13 protein-coding genes are annotated in these 14,591 nt (G+C 71.0%); 9 read left to right on the top strand and 4 right to left on the bottom strand.

What is annotated here, in order from left to right:
* On the bottom strand, positions 1–249 hold a 249-nt coding region (locus ACFRMQ_RS25695; RefSeq protein ID WP_380732980.1), incomplete at its 3' end, for a hypothetical protein.
* A 198-nt stretch (positions 250–447) separates the two neighbouring features.
* On the opposite strand from ACFRMQ_RS25695, the gene ACFRMQ_RS25690 reads away from it, so the two are divergent.
* Positions 448–1,794 (top strand): hypothetical protein, encoded by a 1,347-nt coding sequence (locus tag ACFRMQ_RS25690; RefSeq protein WP_380732979.1) that lies wholly within the window; start codon positions 448–450, stop codon positions 1,792–1,794.
* Positions 1,795–2,021: 227 nt separating this feature from the next.
* Here ACFRMQ_RS25690 and cutA read toward each other — a convergent pair whose 3' ends face one another.
* On the bottom strand, positions 2,022–2,351 hold the full coding sequence (gene cutA / locus ACFRMQ_RS25685) for a divalent-cation tolerance protein CutA (RefSeq protein ID WP_380732978.1): 330 nt from the start codon (positions 2,349–2,351) through the stop codon (positions 2,022–2,024).
* 107 nt (positions 2,352–2,458) lie between these two features.
* Between cutA and ACFRMQ_RS25680 the strand changes: the two genes are divergently transcribed.
* The gene (locus tag ACFRMQ_RS25680) at positions 2,459–2,656 is read left to right on the top strand and encodes a Scr1 family TA system antitoxin-like transcriptional regulator (protein WP_380732977.1); all 198 of its coding nucleotides are present in this window, start codon (positions 2,459–2,461) and stop codon (positions 2,654–2,656) included.
* 14 nt (positions 2,657–2,670) lie between these two features.
* Positions 2,671–2,895, top strand: coding sequence for a DUF397 domain-containing protein (locus ACFRMQ_RS25675; RefSeq protein WP_380732976.1), 225 nt, complete (start codon positions 2,671–2,673; stop codon positions 2,893–2,895).
* Between the two features lie 252 nt (positions 2,896–3,147).
* On the opposite strand, the gene ACFRMQ_RS25670 is transcribed toward ACFRMQ_RS25675, so the two are convergent.
* Positions 3,148–3,636 carry a hypothetical protein gene (locus ACFRMQ_RS25670; RefSeq protein ID WP_380732982.1) on the bottom strand — a complete coding sequence of 163 codons (489 nt, stop codon included), beginning with the start codon at positions 3,634–3,636 and terminating at the stop codon, positions 3,148–3,150.
* Positions 3,637–3,842: 206 nt separating this feature from the next.
* Here ACFRMQ_RS25670 and ACFRMQ_RS25665 point away from each other — a divergent pair, with 206 nt between their 5' ends.
* On the top strand, positions 3,843–5,219 hold the full coding sequence (locus ACFRMQ_RS25665; RefSeq protein WP_380732975.1) for a hypothetical protein: 1,377 nt from the start codon (positions 3,843–3,845) through the stop codon (positions 5,217–5,219).
* 272 nt (positions 5,220–5,491) lie between these two features.
* Here ACFRMQ_RS25665 and ACFRMQ_RS25660 read toward each other — a convergent pair whose 3' ends face one another.
* Complete coding sequence (locus tag ACFRMQ_RS25660) at positions 5,492–7,150, bottom strand: MFS transporter (RefSeq protein WP_380732974.1); 1,659 nt, start codon at positions 7,148–7,150, stop codon at positions 5,492–5,494.
* Between the two features lie 177 nt (positions 7,151–7,327).
* Between ACFRMQ_RS25660 and ACFRMQ_RS25655 the strand changes: the two genes are divergently transcribed.
* The 5 genes from ACFRMQ_RS25655 to ACFRMQ_RS25635 all read left to right on the top strand — a co-directional run bounded on the left by ACFRMQ_RS25655 (position 7,328) and on the right by ACFRMQ_RS25635 (position 14,530).
* On the top strand, positions 7,328–8,347 hold the full coding sequence (locus ACFRMQ_RS25655; RefSeq protein WP_380732973.1) for a helix-turn-helix transcriptional regulator: 1,020 nt from the start codon (positions 7,328–7,330) through the stop codon (positions 8,345–8,347).
* Positions 8,348–8,644: 297 nt separating this feature from the next.
* On the top strand, positions 8,645–9,628 hold the full coding sequence (locus ACFRMQ_RS25650) for an ABC transporter permease (RefSeq protein ID WP_380732972.1): 984 nt from the start codon (positions 8,645–8,647) through the stop codon (positions 9,626–9,628).
* Between the two features lie 133 nt (positions 9,629–9,761).
* Complete coding sequence (locus ACFRMQ_RS25645; RefSeq protein ID WP_380732981.1) at positions 9,762–10,622, top strand: ABC transporter permease; 861 nt, start codon at positions 9,762–9,764, stop codon at positions 10,620–10,622.
* Positions 10,619–12,751: a dipeptide ABC transporter ATP-binding protein gene (locus tag ACFRMQ_RS25640; protein ID WP_380732971.1), complete on the top strand. Its 2,133-nt coding sequence runs from the start codon at positions 10,619–10,621 to the stop codon at positions 12,749–12,751. Before ACFRMQ_RS25645 ends, ACFRMQ_RS25640 begins: the two co-directional genes overlap by 4 nt.
* Before the next feature lie 78 nt (positions 12,752–12,829).
* Complete coding sequence (locus ACFRMQ_RS25635) at positions 12,830–14,530, top strand: ABC transporter family substrate-binding protein (protein ID WP_380732969.1); 1,701 nt, start codon at positions 12,830–12,832, stop codon at positions 14,528–14,530.
* Positions 14,531–14,591: the final 61 nt, after the last annotated feature.

Here is a 14,591-nt window from a genome sequence, read left to right as displayed (position 1 = left end):
TCGTCGTCTTGAACAACCATGGAAATTCCAACGATGCGCATGGAAGAACGTCACCTGACCTGCGGAAACGCGCCGCCAAGTTAAGTCAACGTCTGACAGCACGAGCTCCAGGTCGTCCCGCACGGCGTCCTGCTGCGGGCCATCGAGGCCCAGCAGTGGCAGCGCCGTCTGCGCCCAGCGGCGCAGGTTCCTGACCCGCGCTCGCTCGGCGGGAAACGTCGTTGTGGTGGTTCGTGATCTCGGCTCCATGGGAGCGCCTCACTCACTCGGGTGGACAGTTGAAGTAGTCGCGCGGGGTTTCCCAGGCGCGATGCGCCGGGAACGACAGAGGGAAGGCGACTGCCGGACCCCGAGCCGACGTTCATTCAACTTGCCCGCAGGCAGGCTGGGAACCGGTCATGCTGGGCTCCAGTGTGAACGCTGTGAACGCTCGCATACGGAGTGATTATGGGTGTAAAGAACCCGAACGCCGACCTGGCGTCGCTGCTGGAACAGGCCCGGTGGACCAGGACGCAGCTGGCCCAGGCCGTGAACCGCACCGGCCGAGAGATTCAGCTGGATCTCCGGTACAACCACTCCGCGGTGTCCCACTGGGTCAGAGGAACCCAACCCGCCGCACAGGTACAGCCGGTCATCTGCGCGGTTCTCAGCAGCAGGCTGGGTCGGACTGTAACGTCAGTGGAGGCGGGCTTCTCCCGCCCCAACGACGATGTGATGCACCCGAGTTCGGGTGACGTCGTGGACAAGATCGTGAACCTCGGGAGGGCCGACATGGACCCATCACGGCGTAACGTACTGAAGGTCGGACTCTACTCGGCTGCGCTGGGCGTTCCGGGATTCACGGACCTGGGTGACCGTGTCAAGGCGGCTTCGGCACTGACAGGCCACACGGTTCGGGTAGGAGGGAACGAAGTCGAAACCGTCCACCGGATGACGGAGCGGATCGCCGACATCCTGGACGAACTCGGTGCCGGCCACGCCCGGCCGATGGCCGCCGCGTTTCTGACGAACACTGTCGGCACCTACCTTCGCGCCGAGTCCACCAGCAAGGTCAAAGCCGACATGCTGACCGCCGCCGCCGACTTGGTCTACCTGATGGGCTGGATGGCGATGTACGAGATCGAGCACGGTCTCGGACAGACCTACTACTACCGGGCGCTGGAACTCGCGGGAGCCGCTGGCGACCACATCACGTACTGCCGGACCCTGCGCGGTATGGCTCTCCAGGCCGCGAACTTGAAGTACGGCCGCAAGGCGCTGGACCTCGCGGACGCCGCTGCCGAGGCTGCTCCGAAGGCCGGCCCGCGCCTGGCCGCCTTCCTCTCCGGGCAGCAGGCCCAGGGAGCCGCCTTGGTGAAAGACCGGAGGCTGGCATTCGCACGGCTTCAGCAGACGGAGAAGTCCCTGTCGATGGCGGAGGGCCGGAACGACCACGTAGGGGGCTACGATATCGCCTCCTACCATTTCCACGTCTCCAGCGTCCTCTACGCCCTGGGGGATGTTCCCGGGTCGATCATCTCCATGCAGCAGTCCCAGCGGCTGCGCCCACCGACAGAGAAGCAGGGACGCGCGCACGCCAATGGCCTGTTGGCGCAGCGACAGATGGAGGTCGGGCACGTCGAACGCGCGACCGGGACCTGGCATGCCTTCCTGGACGACTACGAAACCCTGTCCTCCGCCAGGGCAGATGATCACTTCCGGGAGATGATCGCTGGCACCCGGCCCCACACCGGCAACGTCCGGGTCCGAGAGCTGACCGAGCGTGCTCGGGCGCTGGTCGCCATGAAGTCTTGACCGGCGAGCGAGCCGACGAGCGTGCGGTGTCGCTCGTGAGGGTGATACGGGCGTCGGCAGGTGGTGCTGCGGCCCCTCGGTGCGGGCTGCTGGGCAAACGCTGTCGCCGGCAGACGCGTACCAGTAGTTGCTCGACCTCTCACAGGGGCTCGCCTCGACTCGCCCCGTCGGCCGCTCCCGCATCCTCCTCCACCGACTTCAACAACACCGACAGCTCTCGCCGGTCGCTAACCGCCTGCGGGTCGCGTCGCTCGGGTGATCCAGTCCAGGTAGAGCTGTGGCCCGGACAGGATCGGCAGCGAAATCACCTCCGGGTTGTCGTACGGGTGCTCCGCGACGACGTGCCTTTCCAGCTCGGCAACCCGGTCCTCCGTCGTGCGGAAGACCACCTGCCACTCAGCGCCCTCGCACACCTCTCCAAGGTGTCGGTAGGTCGTGGTGACCGGCCCGGTGACCTGCCCCGAAGCGGCCAAGCCGGCTCCGACCGCTGAGCGGGACAGCTTGGCAGCAGCAGCCTCACTGCTGACAGTGGTGATCGTGATCAAGAACTCAGCCATACCCGCGACAGTACTCGGCGCGTCTCCGGCTTCGACCAGCCGCCGGCAGCCGCGGCCGCATCGGCCCCCGCACGCCGTCGGCCCTCCCCCAGTCGGTTCGCTGCTACTTGTCGCTCTCCGACTTCACGCTCCTGAACCCGGGCCCGACGCTTCGCACCACGGTCCAGGTGGACACTGCCGGAGCAGGCATGTCGATCTCCGACAAGCCGCGCGACGTCGGCCGGTTCACTCGGATGTTCGAGGCGCTGTCCCGCAGAGCGCTCCCGGCCGAGGCGACACCAGAATTCCTGCAACAACTCACCTGAGAGATCACTACCTGATGACCAAGCACACGACTACACCCGAACTCACCGATGTGGCCGACTGGTTCAAGTCGTCCTACAGCGGCGCCGGCAACAACTGCATCGAGGTGGCGGACCTGACCTCGACCCCCTTCGACGCCGTAGCAATCCGCGACTCGAAGGACCCCAACGGTCCTGTTCTTCTCGTCACCACCACGGCGTTCAGCGAGTTCGTAAGGTTCGTGGACGCGTTCACGGTCTGACCTTCTCGCCAGGGCCGCTTCCCCGGCACAGGGGAGGCGGCCCGATGCGCTTTCTCGTTCGGGTCATAAGCCGGGCCGATGCTGGCACTGCCGGGTCGCGCCGTGGGGTCTTCTGCTCGGAATCGTCGCCTTCGGTACCGACTGGTACGCGGCGAACTCCCGGCAGAGCGCACCGGCTCCGACCTTCATCACGGTCACACCGGAGCCGGTCTTCACAACCGCGGTCTCGCCCCTTCCGCCCCGCCGATGCGGTCAGCTGAGCCGTGGTTCCGCCAGTAGCGCCACTCGATCCGCAACGGGATCAAACCCGAGCACCGGATTCCCCTCGTCGCCTTCGGCTGTCATGGCCACCGGCTTGCCCAGGCGGCGGCCGATCGCGCGCAGGAAGCCACACAGGGTGTCCACTCCCGCCTGTCCCTGAAGCTCGCGAAGATCGACGTCGAAGTCGATCTCATCGGCAGACATCGGGCGAAAGATCACCAGTACATCAGGGACCGGCCAGGCCCGCAGAGCGACCGTCTCCGCGTCAGCGGGACGCGACAGCAGCACCTCCGCAGCAGAGGGCAGTGGCCCAGCGACGCCGCCCACGGAGTACTCCCACGTCCATCCCCTCGACCTGACCAGGTCGAACACCGCCTGCCAGTCCTCGACCGAGGTGCCCGCCACGGACACATCCGGCAGGGCACCCATCAGCTCAGGGTCGAAGAAGTCCTTGACGTCCTCCCACAACAGATCCGGCATCCCGCCATGCTGCCCGCCGACACCTCCCGCGCGCAGCCCGATTTCCTTGACGAACCCCATAGAGGCGCCCCCGCGCGACATCACCGACCCGGCCCGCCGCGCGCCGTCACTGCGGGCCAGGGCCGCCCACGGCAAATGAGTTGCCCGGACGGCGGTCGGTCGAGGATCATCCTGAGGTCCTGACACCCCCCGAACCCCGGAGACACATGGCCACCGAACTGTCCGAAGCCTGGGAGCTCTTCGAGTCCGGCGACTCGCAGGGATCGATGCGAGTGCTGCGCACCGCCGCGGACCGGCTCCCACCCGCCGAGGTCGCACCGCTGGTGGCCCGGCTGGCCAGGGGTGCCGGTTTCGAGGACCTGGCGGAGGCTTCGACAGCGCTGGCGGCCAGGCCCGGGGAGGCCGAAGCGCTCTACGCCTACGGCTACGCCTGCATCGAACGCGGCATCGACGCGGTGGCCGTCCCCGCGCTACGGGAGGCCCTGCGGCTGGTCCAGGCGGCGCCCGTCGCACCGCCCACCGCGCCGGCGCGCACCGGCCTGTTCCGCCGCAAGCCCAAGCCGCAGGCCGCCCAGCAGCTCGGCCTGCGCAAGGTGCTGCTGGAGCTGGTCTCCGCCCTGGAGGGCTGCGAGCGACACGCCGAGGCACTGTCCGTGCTTCGCGAGCACGACGCCCGGCTCGACGACTGGCCGGACCGGTACCTGACGGCCTACAACGCGCTGATGAGCGGCCAACTCCCCCTGGCCCGCCGGGTGTACGAGGCACTGTCGGCCCCCGAGGGCGTCTGGGCGGGCCCGGCGCAGCGGATCGGGCGGATGCTGGAGCGGGCCGCGGCTCTGCCGCCGGTCGACGACCGGGACCTGCGCGGCTGGCACTACGTGCTCACCGGCGGCCTGCTCACCACCCTGTCGCCGCACGGGTTCGACCAAGGCATGACCGGCCGCTGGGCTTACCTTCAGGACGACTTCGAGCACTGTCGCTACGGCCTGGAACGCCTGCGCACCGTGCTGGCCGCCACCGGCCGCCAGCCCGCCTCGGTCGGACTGCTGGCCGACCGGGGCAGCCGGGCACTCGGGCTGGCGGCGGCCCGGGTGCTGGGTGTGCCCGCGGCGCCGTACCAGCCGGGTACGCCGAGTGCTCCGGGTGCGCCGGATGTGCCGGATGTGCTGGTGGTCGCGTACGACCTGAACGAGTGCGATCCCGACGAGGTGGCGCGGCTGCACGAGCGGGCGCCGGGGCAGCTGCTCTTCGAGCACGCCACCTGCTGGACCGACCCGCCCGCCGTGACGGCCGACGTCTCCACCCTGCTGGGGCAGATCGTGAACGCCCCGTGGGAGGCAGGGCTGCATTTCAGCGAGGACGGCGAGACGGAGGAGCCCGAGCCCGACCGGCGCTCGGCCGAGGAACTCGCCGAGGCGATCCTGGCCGCCGCCCCGACCGCCCCCGAGGGTGACGGCCAGACCCCGCCCGACGCGGACGACGTCCTCACGGCCTTCGCCGCCCGCGCGGCCGGCTGGCCCGCCGCAGGGCCGCGTGACCGCATCCGCTCCGCCGGCCCGGTCCGGAGCTCCCGCTTCGCGTGACGGTCCGTCTTCCCCCGTCCAGGTTCGCGGACAGGCCACAGCCCTGTCCGCGAACCTCGGTCAGGTCACGGCCCTGACCCAGCTCACCGGGTCGCCGAGCCGTCAGGGTTCGTCGTGGTTCCGGTCCCCGTTGCCGGTCCGCGTGGACTCCCCGCCCCGATACGCCGACCCGGACAGCGAGTTGTCCGGGGCGGTGCCCGAGCGCGACGCGGGGTGCCGCCGGAGGGACAGGGCGCCGTGGACCGCGCGGCCGTCCTCGGGTCGACCGCGCTTCAGGTGTGGGTCCGGCCGGCGTTGATCTCGGCGTCCGGTGCCCCGTCGACGGCGTCGCCCTCTCCCCGCGGCTGGGCGCCCCGCTCGGGCCGGGGAATGAGGAAGGTCGCCAGCATGCCGAGGGCGAGCAGCGCGGCACAGGTGTAGCCGTTGATCCGGATCGCGTGGGACATGGCGTCGCGGGCGGCGTCGGCGGCGAACGCCGTCCGCGGGTCGGCGCCCAGCCCGGGGATCATCGCACCGGCGCTGTCGGAGACCGCCGAGGACAGCCGGTCGGCGTCGGCCTCGGGTGTGCCCTGCTTGACCAGCCGGTCCGACAGGTCGGAGGCCAGTGCCGTGAAGAACGTCGAGGTCAGGACCGCGATGCCGAGTGCGGAGCCGAGCTGGCGCGCGGCGCTCTGGATTCCGGAGCCCTGGCCGGCCCGCCGTGGCGGCACGTCCGCCAGGACCACGTTGGTGACCTGGGCGGTGGCGAAGCCGACTCCCGTGCCGTACAGGAACAGGGCGATGGCGATGACCCACCACGGGGAGTCGCTGTCGGCGAGCATGCCGAACATCAGCAGGCCGGCGGCCTCCAGGAGCAGGCCGATCCGGACCAGGCCGACCGGCCCGGTCTTCCCGGCCAGGCCGAAGCTTGCGCCGCTCGCGCAGAAGCTGCCGACCGCGACGACGAAGACCAGCAGCCCGGTCCGGACCGGGGAGTAGTCCAGGGCGTACTGGAGCCACAGCGGCAGCACGGCGAGCATGCCGAACTCGGCCAGGGCGATGACGAACGTGGCGAGGTTGCCCGTGCTGAAGGACTTGATGCCGAACAGCGAGGTGTCCATCAGCGGCGTTGTGCCGCTACCCCGGGTGAGCCGGACCTGGCGGAACAGGAAAAGGGCGAGGCACACCGCCGCGACGGCCAGGGCGACCGGGATGACCGACAGGCCCGTGCCGTCCCCGAAGGGGCCGAAGTCCTTGCGCGGTTCCCACCACCCGTAGTCACGTCCCTCGATCAGCGCGAACGCGAGGAGTCCGAGGCCCGGCACGGACAGCACCGCGCCGGCGACGTCGATCCGTCCCGGCTGGCGGGGGGAGGGCCGCAGGAACCTCATGACGCCGACGAGGATCAGCGCGACGACCGCGATGTTGATGCCGAAGGCCCACCGCCAGGAGTAGTCGGCGAGCCGACCGCCCAGCAGCGGTCCGACCGCGGCGGCGGCCCCGATCGTCGATCCCCAGACGGCGAACGCCTTGCCGCGCTCGGGCCCCTGGAAGGTCAGGTTGAGCAGTGCCAGCGACGTCGGCATGATGATCGCACCGCCGACACCCTGCGCGAACCGGCCGGCGATCAGCAGTTCCCCGGTGGGCGCCAGCGCCGCGGCGATGCTGGCCAGCCCGAAGACCACGGTCCCGGCCGTGAACAGCCTGCGCGCTCCCAGGACGTCCGAGAGGCGGCCCATCACCAGCAGCAGGGCGGCCAGGACGATCGCGTAGGACTCCTGGATCCACTGGGCGCCGAAGGCCGAGACCTCCAGGTCGTCGATGATCGGCGGCATCACCACATTGACGATGGTGAAGTCCACGACCACCAGCGAGACGCCGAGGGAGATGGCGACCAGGCCCAACCAGGCCTCCCGGTGGGTGGGTGAGGGCCGAGCCGGATTCTCGGGCACAGCGTTCCTCCGTTCCGTTCGATGGGGGGCACCCGGTTCGGTCGCCGAGGGCGAGGTGCCGCCGAGGACGAGGTACCGCGGGTGCCGGGGAGGCGTCCGGCCTCCGAGCCGATGGCACCCTGTCAGGAGTAGAGGACGTAATCTGACCTCTACTGCCACCGATCCGGAGGCCGATCCATGAGCGCCAACCGAACGCTGGAGCTGCTCAGCCTGCTTCAGGCCCAGAGGGAGTGGACCGGCGACGGCCTGGCCGAGCGGCTCGGGGTGTCCCCGCGGACGGTCCGGCGCGACATCAGCCGGCTGCGCGAACTGGGTTACCCCGTCACGGCGCGCAAGGGCCCCTCCGGCTTCTACCGGTTGTCCCGCGGCGCGCGGCTGCCCCCGCTGATGGTCGACGACGAGCAGGCCGTGGCCATCGCGCTGGCCCTGCAGACGGCTCCGGCCTCGGTGACCGGCATGGGGGACGCCACGAAGCGGGCGCTGAACTCCGTCAGGGAGCTCCTGCCGCCCCATCCGGCCCGCCGGCTGGCGGCCTTCTCGGTCGAGCAGCTGGAGAACGCCTGGGAGCTGGCCCCGCCCCAGGTCGATCCCGCGCTGCTGGCGCGGCTGAGCGCGGCCGCGCAGCAGCGCGAGCTGGTGCGGTTCGCCTACCGGTCCGTCGACCGCGAGCCGGTGGAGGACGGCGAGGTCCTGGCCGAGCCCCATCGGCTCGTCCTCTGGTCCGGGCGCTGGTACCTGGTGGCGTACGACCAGCGCGGGAACTCCTGGCACACCTACCGGCTCGACCGCATCGGTCGGCTGTCCTCCACCGCCTGGCGGTTCGGCCCTCGGGAAGTACCGGAGGCGGACGTCACCCGCTTCGTCCAGGGCCAGCCCGACCGGGGGGACACCGCGGACACCTGGCCCTGCTGGGGCACCGTCCTGATGGAGTGCCCCGCACCGCTGGTGGCGAAGTGGGCTCCGGGCGCGGCGAGCTTCGAAGCGGTCGACGAGCGGATCACCCGGATCCGGATGGGGGCGTGGTCCTGGTCGGCGCTCATCGGCTTCCTCGTCACCTTCGACTGCCCGTTCACCGTCGAAGGCCCGCCCGAACTCGCCGACGCGGCCCGCCGGGTGATCGGCCGCCTCGACGCCGGGGCGCCACTGCCCGACGAGCGAGAGCCGGAGCGGGCCGGTCCGGTCCCCTCCGACAGCTGACGCCGCCCACCGCTACGGCCGCACCGCCGGGCCCCGCCCAACGGAGCCCCCTCAACCCCTCTCACCTGCGAATTCGACGGGAATGTGACGCGGACACATCCGTTTGCTGCGGGGGCGTTTCGTGTTCGTGTCCAGATGCCCCGACCCCTGGTGCCGCGTGCGGCCCGCTCACAGACTGGCCTCTGCACGTTCGTGCAATCACCCCTTGCATCGAGGAAGTTCCACCCGCATGCCCAGTTCTCCCAGACCCGGCGCTCCCCAGCCGCACCCACCGCACCCGGTGAGGAGGTGGCATCCGTGCTCCGGTACGTGACACGCAGGGCGGCGGGCTGGTTCCTGGTGATCGCCGTGGCCACCAACGCCACGTACTTCCTGGCCAGTTGGTTCCTCGACCCGCGCTCGAACTACAAGGAGCTGCGCCCGGTCCGCACCGAGGAGCAGATCTCCCGGGCCCTGGCCCCCTACAACCTCGACCCGCACGAACCACTGCTCCACCGCTGGTGGGAGTGGCTGACCGGAGTGGCGCTGCGCTTCGACTGGGGCCGCTCCCCGGTCGGGACGCGGGTAAACGGCGAGATCGGCTACCGCTCCCTGGTCAGCGCCGAGTTGGTGATCGGCGCGACGGTCCTGTCCGTCGTCGTCGGCGTCGCGCTCGCCGTCCACACCGCCTCGCGCCAGTACGGCTGGCGGGACCGCGCCGCCCAGGCCCTGTCCATGGCGCTCTTCAACGTCCCGGTGTCCATCGCCGCCCTCGCCCTGGTGCTGCTGGCCATCCAGCTGAACGAGCACGCGGGCTGGCACTTCCTGTACGTCGCGGGCGAGAACTCGCCCGACGTGGAAGGGTTCTGGGCGACGGTCGGCGACCGGCTGCTGCACCTGATCCTGCCGACGCTCACCCTCACCCTGACCGGGTACGTGGGCTACCACCTCACCCAGCGCTCCCTGCTGCTGGACGTCATCGGCTCCGACTTCGTGCGCACCGCCCGGGCCACCGGGCTCACCCGCGCCCAGGCGATCCGCCGGCACGCCCTGCGCACCGCGCTGATCCCCACCGCCCAGTCCGTGGCCTTCAGCATCCCGGCCGTGTTCACCGGCGCGGTCCTCACCGAGACGATCTTCGGCTGGAACGGCATGGGCCAGTACTTCATCCAGACCATCAGCAAGAACGACGTGCACGGCACCGTGGCGACCGCCGCCTTCGCCGCCGCCCTGACCGCGGTCGGCGCGATCCTCGCGGACCTCGCCACCGTCGCCCTCGACCCGAGAGTGCGGGTGAGCTGAGATGGGCACCCCTGTGACCGCCGACGCGACCGCCGACGGCGTGTTCGCCACCGGGCACGACGGGAACGACCGCCGCAACGGAAACGACCGCCGCGACGGGAACCACGGGAACGACCGCCACGACGCCCGCTACCTGGGCCGGCGCCGCCTCTACCTGCGCCGCTTCCTGCGCAACCGGACCGCCGTCGCCGGCGTGGTGATCTTCCTGCTGCTCGTGCTGTTCAGCGCGCTCGGCGACCTGTTCACCCCGTACGGCTACGCGGACGCCGACTTCTCGGCCCTGACCCAGGCGCCCGGCGCCACACACTGGTTCGGCACCAACCAGGGCGGCAACGACGTCTACGCCGCCGCCGTGCACGGCCTCCAGCGCTCGCTGGTGATCGCGGTGAGCGTGTCCCTGCTGACCGTCGCCCTCGCCGCGGTCGTGGGTGCGGGCGCCGCCTACTTCGGGGGCCGGGTGGAGAAGGCCACCCTCGCCCTCATCCACTTCCTGCTGATCGTGCCGTCCTTCCTCGTCCTCGCCCTGGTCTCGCACCGGCTGGCGGGCGACTGGCGGGTCCTCATCCTCGTGCTGACGGTGTTCGGCTGGATGTCCACCGCCCGCGTGGTCTGGTCGGTGTCGACGTCCCTGCGCGAGCGCGACTACGTGCTCGCCGCGGAGTACATGGGCGTGCGGCCGCTGCGCATCGTGGTGCGCCACATCATCCCCAACCTGGGCTCCCTGCTCATCGTCAACCTCACCCTGGGCGTGGTCTCCACCGTGCTCAGCGAAACCGCCCTGTCCTTCCTCGGCTTCGGCGTCCAGACCCCGGACGTGTCGCTGGGCACGATGCTCGCCGACGGCGCGGGCACCATCACCAGCGCCCCCTGGCTGTTCGCGTTCCCCGCCGGGCTGACCGTGCTGCTCACCGTCTCGATGACCTTCGTCGGCGACGGCCTGCGCGACGCCCTCGACCCCACCTCCACCACCGGCGCGGCAGGAGGCCGACGATGACCCTCGCACCCGCCCCCCGCACCGCACCAGCGGCCGGGCCCACAGCCGCACCCACGGCCGGGCCCACGGAACCCGCCGGGCCCACCGAACCCGTACCCGTCCTGTCCGTCCGCGACCTGCGCGTCACCTTCCCCTCCGAGGCCGGACCGGTGGAGGCCGTGCGCGGCGTCGACTTCGACCTGCTGCCCGGACGCACCCTGGGCATCGTCGGCGAGTCCGGCTCCGGCAAGTCCGCCACCGCCCTCGCCGTCATGGGCCTGCTCGCGCCCACCGCGCGGCTCGACGGCCGGATCCTGCTGGGCGGACGCGACCTGGCCGCGATGGACGACAAGGAGCTCTCCCGGGTGCGCGGCAAGGACATCGGCATGGTCTTCCAGGACCCGATGTCCGCGCTCACGCCCATCTTCAGCGTCGGCCGGCTGCTCTCCGAGGCGCTGCGCGTGCACCGCGAGCTGTCCAAGCGGGACGCCTGGGAGCAGGCGGTGGAACTGCTCGACCTGGTCGGCATCCCCGACCCGCGCGAACGCGCCAAGTCGTTCCCGCACGAGTTCTCCGGCGGCATGCGCCAACGCGTCGTCATCGCCCTGGCCATCGCCAACAAGCCCTCGGTGCTCGTCGCCGACGAGCCCACCACGGCGCTCGACGTCACCGTCCAGGCCCAGATCCTCGACGTGCTGCGCCTGGCCCAGCGCGAGACCGGCGCCGGCCTCGTCCTGATCACCCACGACCTGGGCGTGGTGGCCGGGCACGCCGACGACGTCGCCGTCATGTACGCCGGGCGGATCGTCGAGCACGCGAGCGTCGACGAGCTCTTCCGCCGCCCCACGATGCCCTACACCGCCCGTCTGCTGGCCAGTGTCCCGACCGTGGACGGCGGCGCCGAACGGCCGCTGATCCCGGTCGGCGGGGAGCCGCCGTCCCTGGTCGCCCTGCCCGGCGGCTGCCCGTTCGCGCCCCGCTGCGCGGTGGCCCGGGACGTGTGCCGGACCACCGAACCGGACCTGGCCGCACCGGCCGGGCACCCCGGCCTGGTCGCCTGCCACCGCGCGGGGGAGATCGCCGACGGAAGCCTCGACCCGGCCGGGGAGGGCTCCTCCGTGCCGCCGGCCGGCTCCGCCCGGCGCGACGCCGGCGAGGTGGTCCTGCGCGTCGAGGACCTGGTCAAGACCTTCCCCGTCACCAAGGGGGCGCTGCTCAAGCGCCGGGTGGGGACCCTGCACGCCGTCAACCGCGTCAGCTTCGAACTGCGCGCGGGCGAAACCCTGGGCCTGGTCGGGGAGTCCGGCAGCGGCAAGACCACCACGCTGCGCGAGGTGCTGCGGCTGCGCGCCCCCGAGGGCGGCCGCATCGAGGTGGCGGGCACCGATGTCGCCACGCTGCGGACGGCCGCCGAGGTCCGCGAGCTGCGGCGCGACGTCCAGATCGTCCTCCAGGACCCGACGGACGCCCTGGACCCCCGGCTGACCGTCTTCGACCTGCTGGCCGAACCGCTCCAGGCTGCCGGCGCCGACCGGGCGGCCGTCCGCTCCCGGGTCACCGCGCTCCTGGACCTGGTGGGCCTGGACCGCTCGATGGGCGACCGCTTCCCCGCCGCCCTGTCCGGCGGCCAGCGCCAGCGCGTCGGCATCGCCCGCGCCCTGGCCCGCGAGCCCAGGCTGCTGGTCCTGGACGAGCCGCTGTCCGCCCTGGACGTCTCCGTGCAGGCCGAGATCATCAACCTGCTGGCTCGGCTGAAGCGCGAACTGGGCCTGGCCTACCTGCTGGTGGCGCACGACCTGGCCGTGGTGCGCCACGTCTCCGACCGCGTCGCGGTGATGTACCTCGGGCACATCGTCGAGTCCGGTGCCACCGAGGAGATCTTCGCCCGGCCCCGGCACCCGTACACCAAGGCCCTGCTGTCGGCGATCCCGGTCCCCGACCCGGAGCGCGAGCGCCACCGCGAGCGCGTCGTCCTCCAGGGCGAGCAGCCCAGCGCCGCCCGGCTGCCCGAGGGCTGCGTGTTCGTCGACCGCTGCCCGCTGTACCGGGAGGCCGACGAGAGCGTGCGCACGCGCTGCCGCACGGAGCGGCCCGCCACCGTCGGCGCCCCGGGCGGCTCCGACCACCGGTACGCCTGCCACGCGGTCTGACACCCTCGCGCCCGCCCCAACCCCTCCCCTCTCCTCCCCTCTCCTCCCCTCCTCACCGACTCCCAGCAAGGACATCCCATGCGTCGCAAGCTCGCCCTGCCCCTCGCGCTCGTCGCGGCCGTCGCGGTCGCCGCCACCGCGTGCTCCTCCTCGTCCTCCTCCGACGGTTCCTCCGGCGGCTCCTCCGGGCAGGAGACCAAGACCGCCGCCGCCAAGGTCGCGTCCTCGGTCACCGACTACAACCCCCAGCCGTACGAGAACGTCAAGGACGGCGGCACCTACACCACCGCGGGCACCTTCGACGAGCAGGGCAACCCCTTCAACGTCAACGGCACCCTGAACGCGCTGCGGATCTGGTCCTGGTACAACGCCGACGCCATCACCTACTCCCCCACCGGCGAGGTCCAGTACAACCCGGACTACTACAGCGACGTGAAGGTCTCCGTCGAGGGCGGCGACCAGAAGGTCGTCCTCACCCTCAACCCCAAGGCCGTGTTCAACGACGGCACCCCGATCGACTGGCGGGCCATCGAGGCCACCTGGAAGGCCAACAACGGCTCGAACAAGGACTACGCGGCCTCCTCCACCGACGGCTACGACCGCATCACCTCCGTCACCCGGGGCGCGGACGACAAGCAGGCGGTCATCGCCTTCAAGGGCGTCAACGCCTCCTGGTCCGCGCTGTTCACCACCTTCCTGCACCCGGAGGCCGCCGGCGTCGACAACTTCAACAAGGCGTACGTCAAGACGGCCCACCCCGAGTGGGGCACCGGGCCGTACACCGTGGGCACCTGGGACGAGCACTCCGGCAACATCACCTTCGTGCGCAACCCCAACTGGTGGGGCCGGCCCGGCAAGCTCGACAAGCGCGTCTACGTCAACCTGGAGAGCGCCGCCTCGATCAACGCCTTCAAGAACGGCGAGCTCGACTACACCTCCGCCGTCGCCGCGGAGAGCCTCAAGCAGGTGAAGACCGTCAAGGACGCCGAGGTCCGCCGCGGCGGCAGCCCCTTCGAGTACTCGCTGTACCTCAACACCAAGTCCCCCCTGCTCGGCGACATCCAGGTCCGCAAGGCGGTCCAGGAGAGCATCGACCGCGCGCAGATAGCGAAGATCCGGTTCCAGGGCCTCGACTACAGCGAGCCGCTGCCCGGCTCGGCGGTGCTCTACAGCTTCCAGCAGGGCTACCAGGACAACGTCGCCGCCGTGCTGAAGTACGACCCGGAGGAGGCTCGCAAGACCCTGGACGCGGCCGGCTGGAAGCCCGGGGCCGACGGCGTCCGCGCCAAGGACGGCAAGCAGCTCGCGATCGGTTACACCCTGCTCGGCGACGACCCCATCGAGAAGGCCACCGCCAGTGCGTTCACCGCGATGCTCAAGACCGTCGGCGTGAAGGTGGACGTCAACAAGGTCTCCGAGAACGACTTCTCCAAGGTGCTCAGCGACCGCCGCTTCGACCTGTTCATCTCCGGCAACCGCTCGACGGACCCCTTCGGCGCGCGCTACCTGTGCGACTTCTACTGCTCGGACCGCGACTCCAACATCACCGGATCGGGCACCCCCGAGCTGGACGCGGAGATCCGCGCCACCGGGGACATCTCCGACCTCGGCCAGCAGATCGCGGCCGTCAACAAGGTCGAGCAGAAGGCCCTCCAGCAGTACGCCTTCCTGCCGCTCTACAGCGGCCCCTCCACCTACGGCATCAAGAAGGGCCTGGCGAACGTCGGGGCCACCATCTTCTACAGCCCGCTGCCCGAGACCATCGGGTGGCAGAAGTAGAACCACCACACCGGCGCCCGCCCCGCGGGCGAACGGACACGCGTGCGGCGGGGTCCGGTTC

The sequence above is a fragment of the Kitasatospora sp. NPDC056783 genome (assembly GCF_042789895.1).
Classification (GTDB): Bacteria; Actinomycetota; Actinomycetes; order Streptomycetales; family Streptomycetaceae; genus Kitasatospora.
This window is presented reverse-complemented; position numbering and strand designations above follow the sequence as displayed.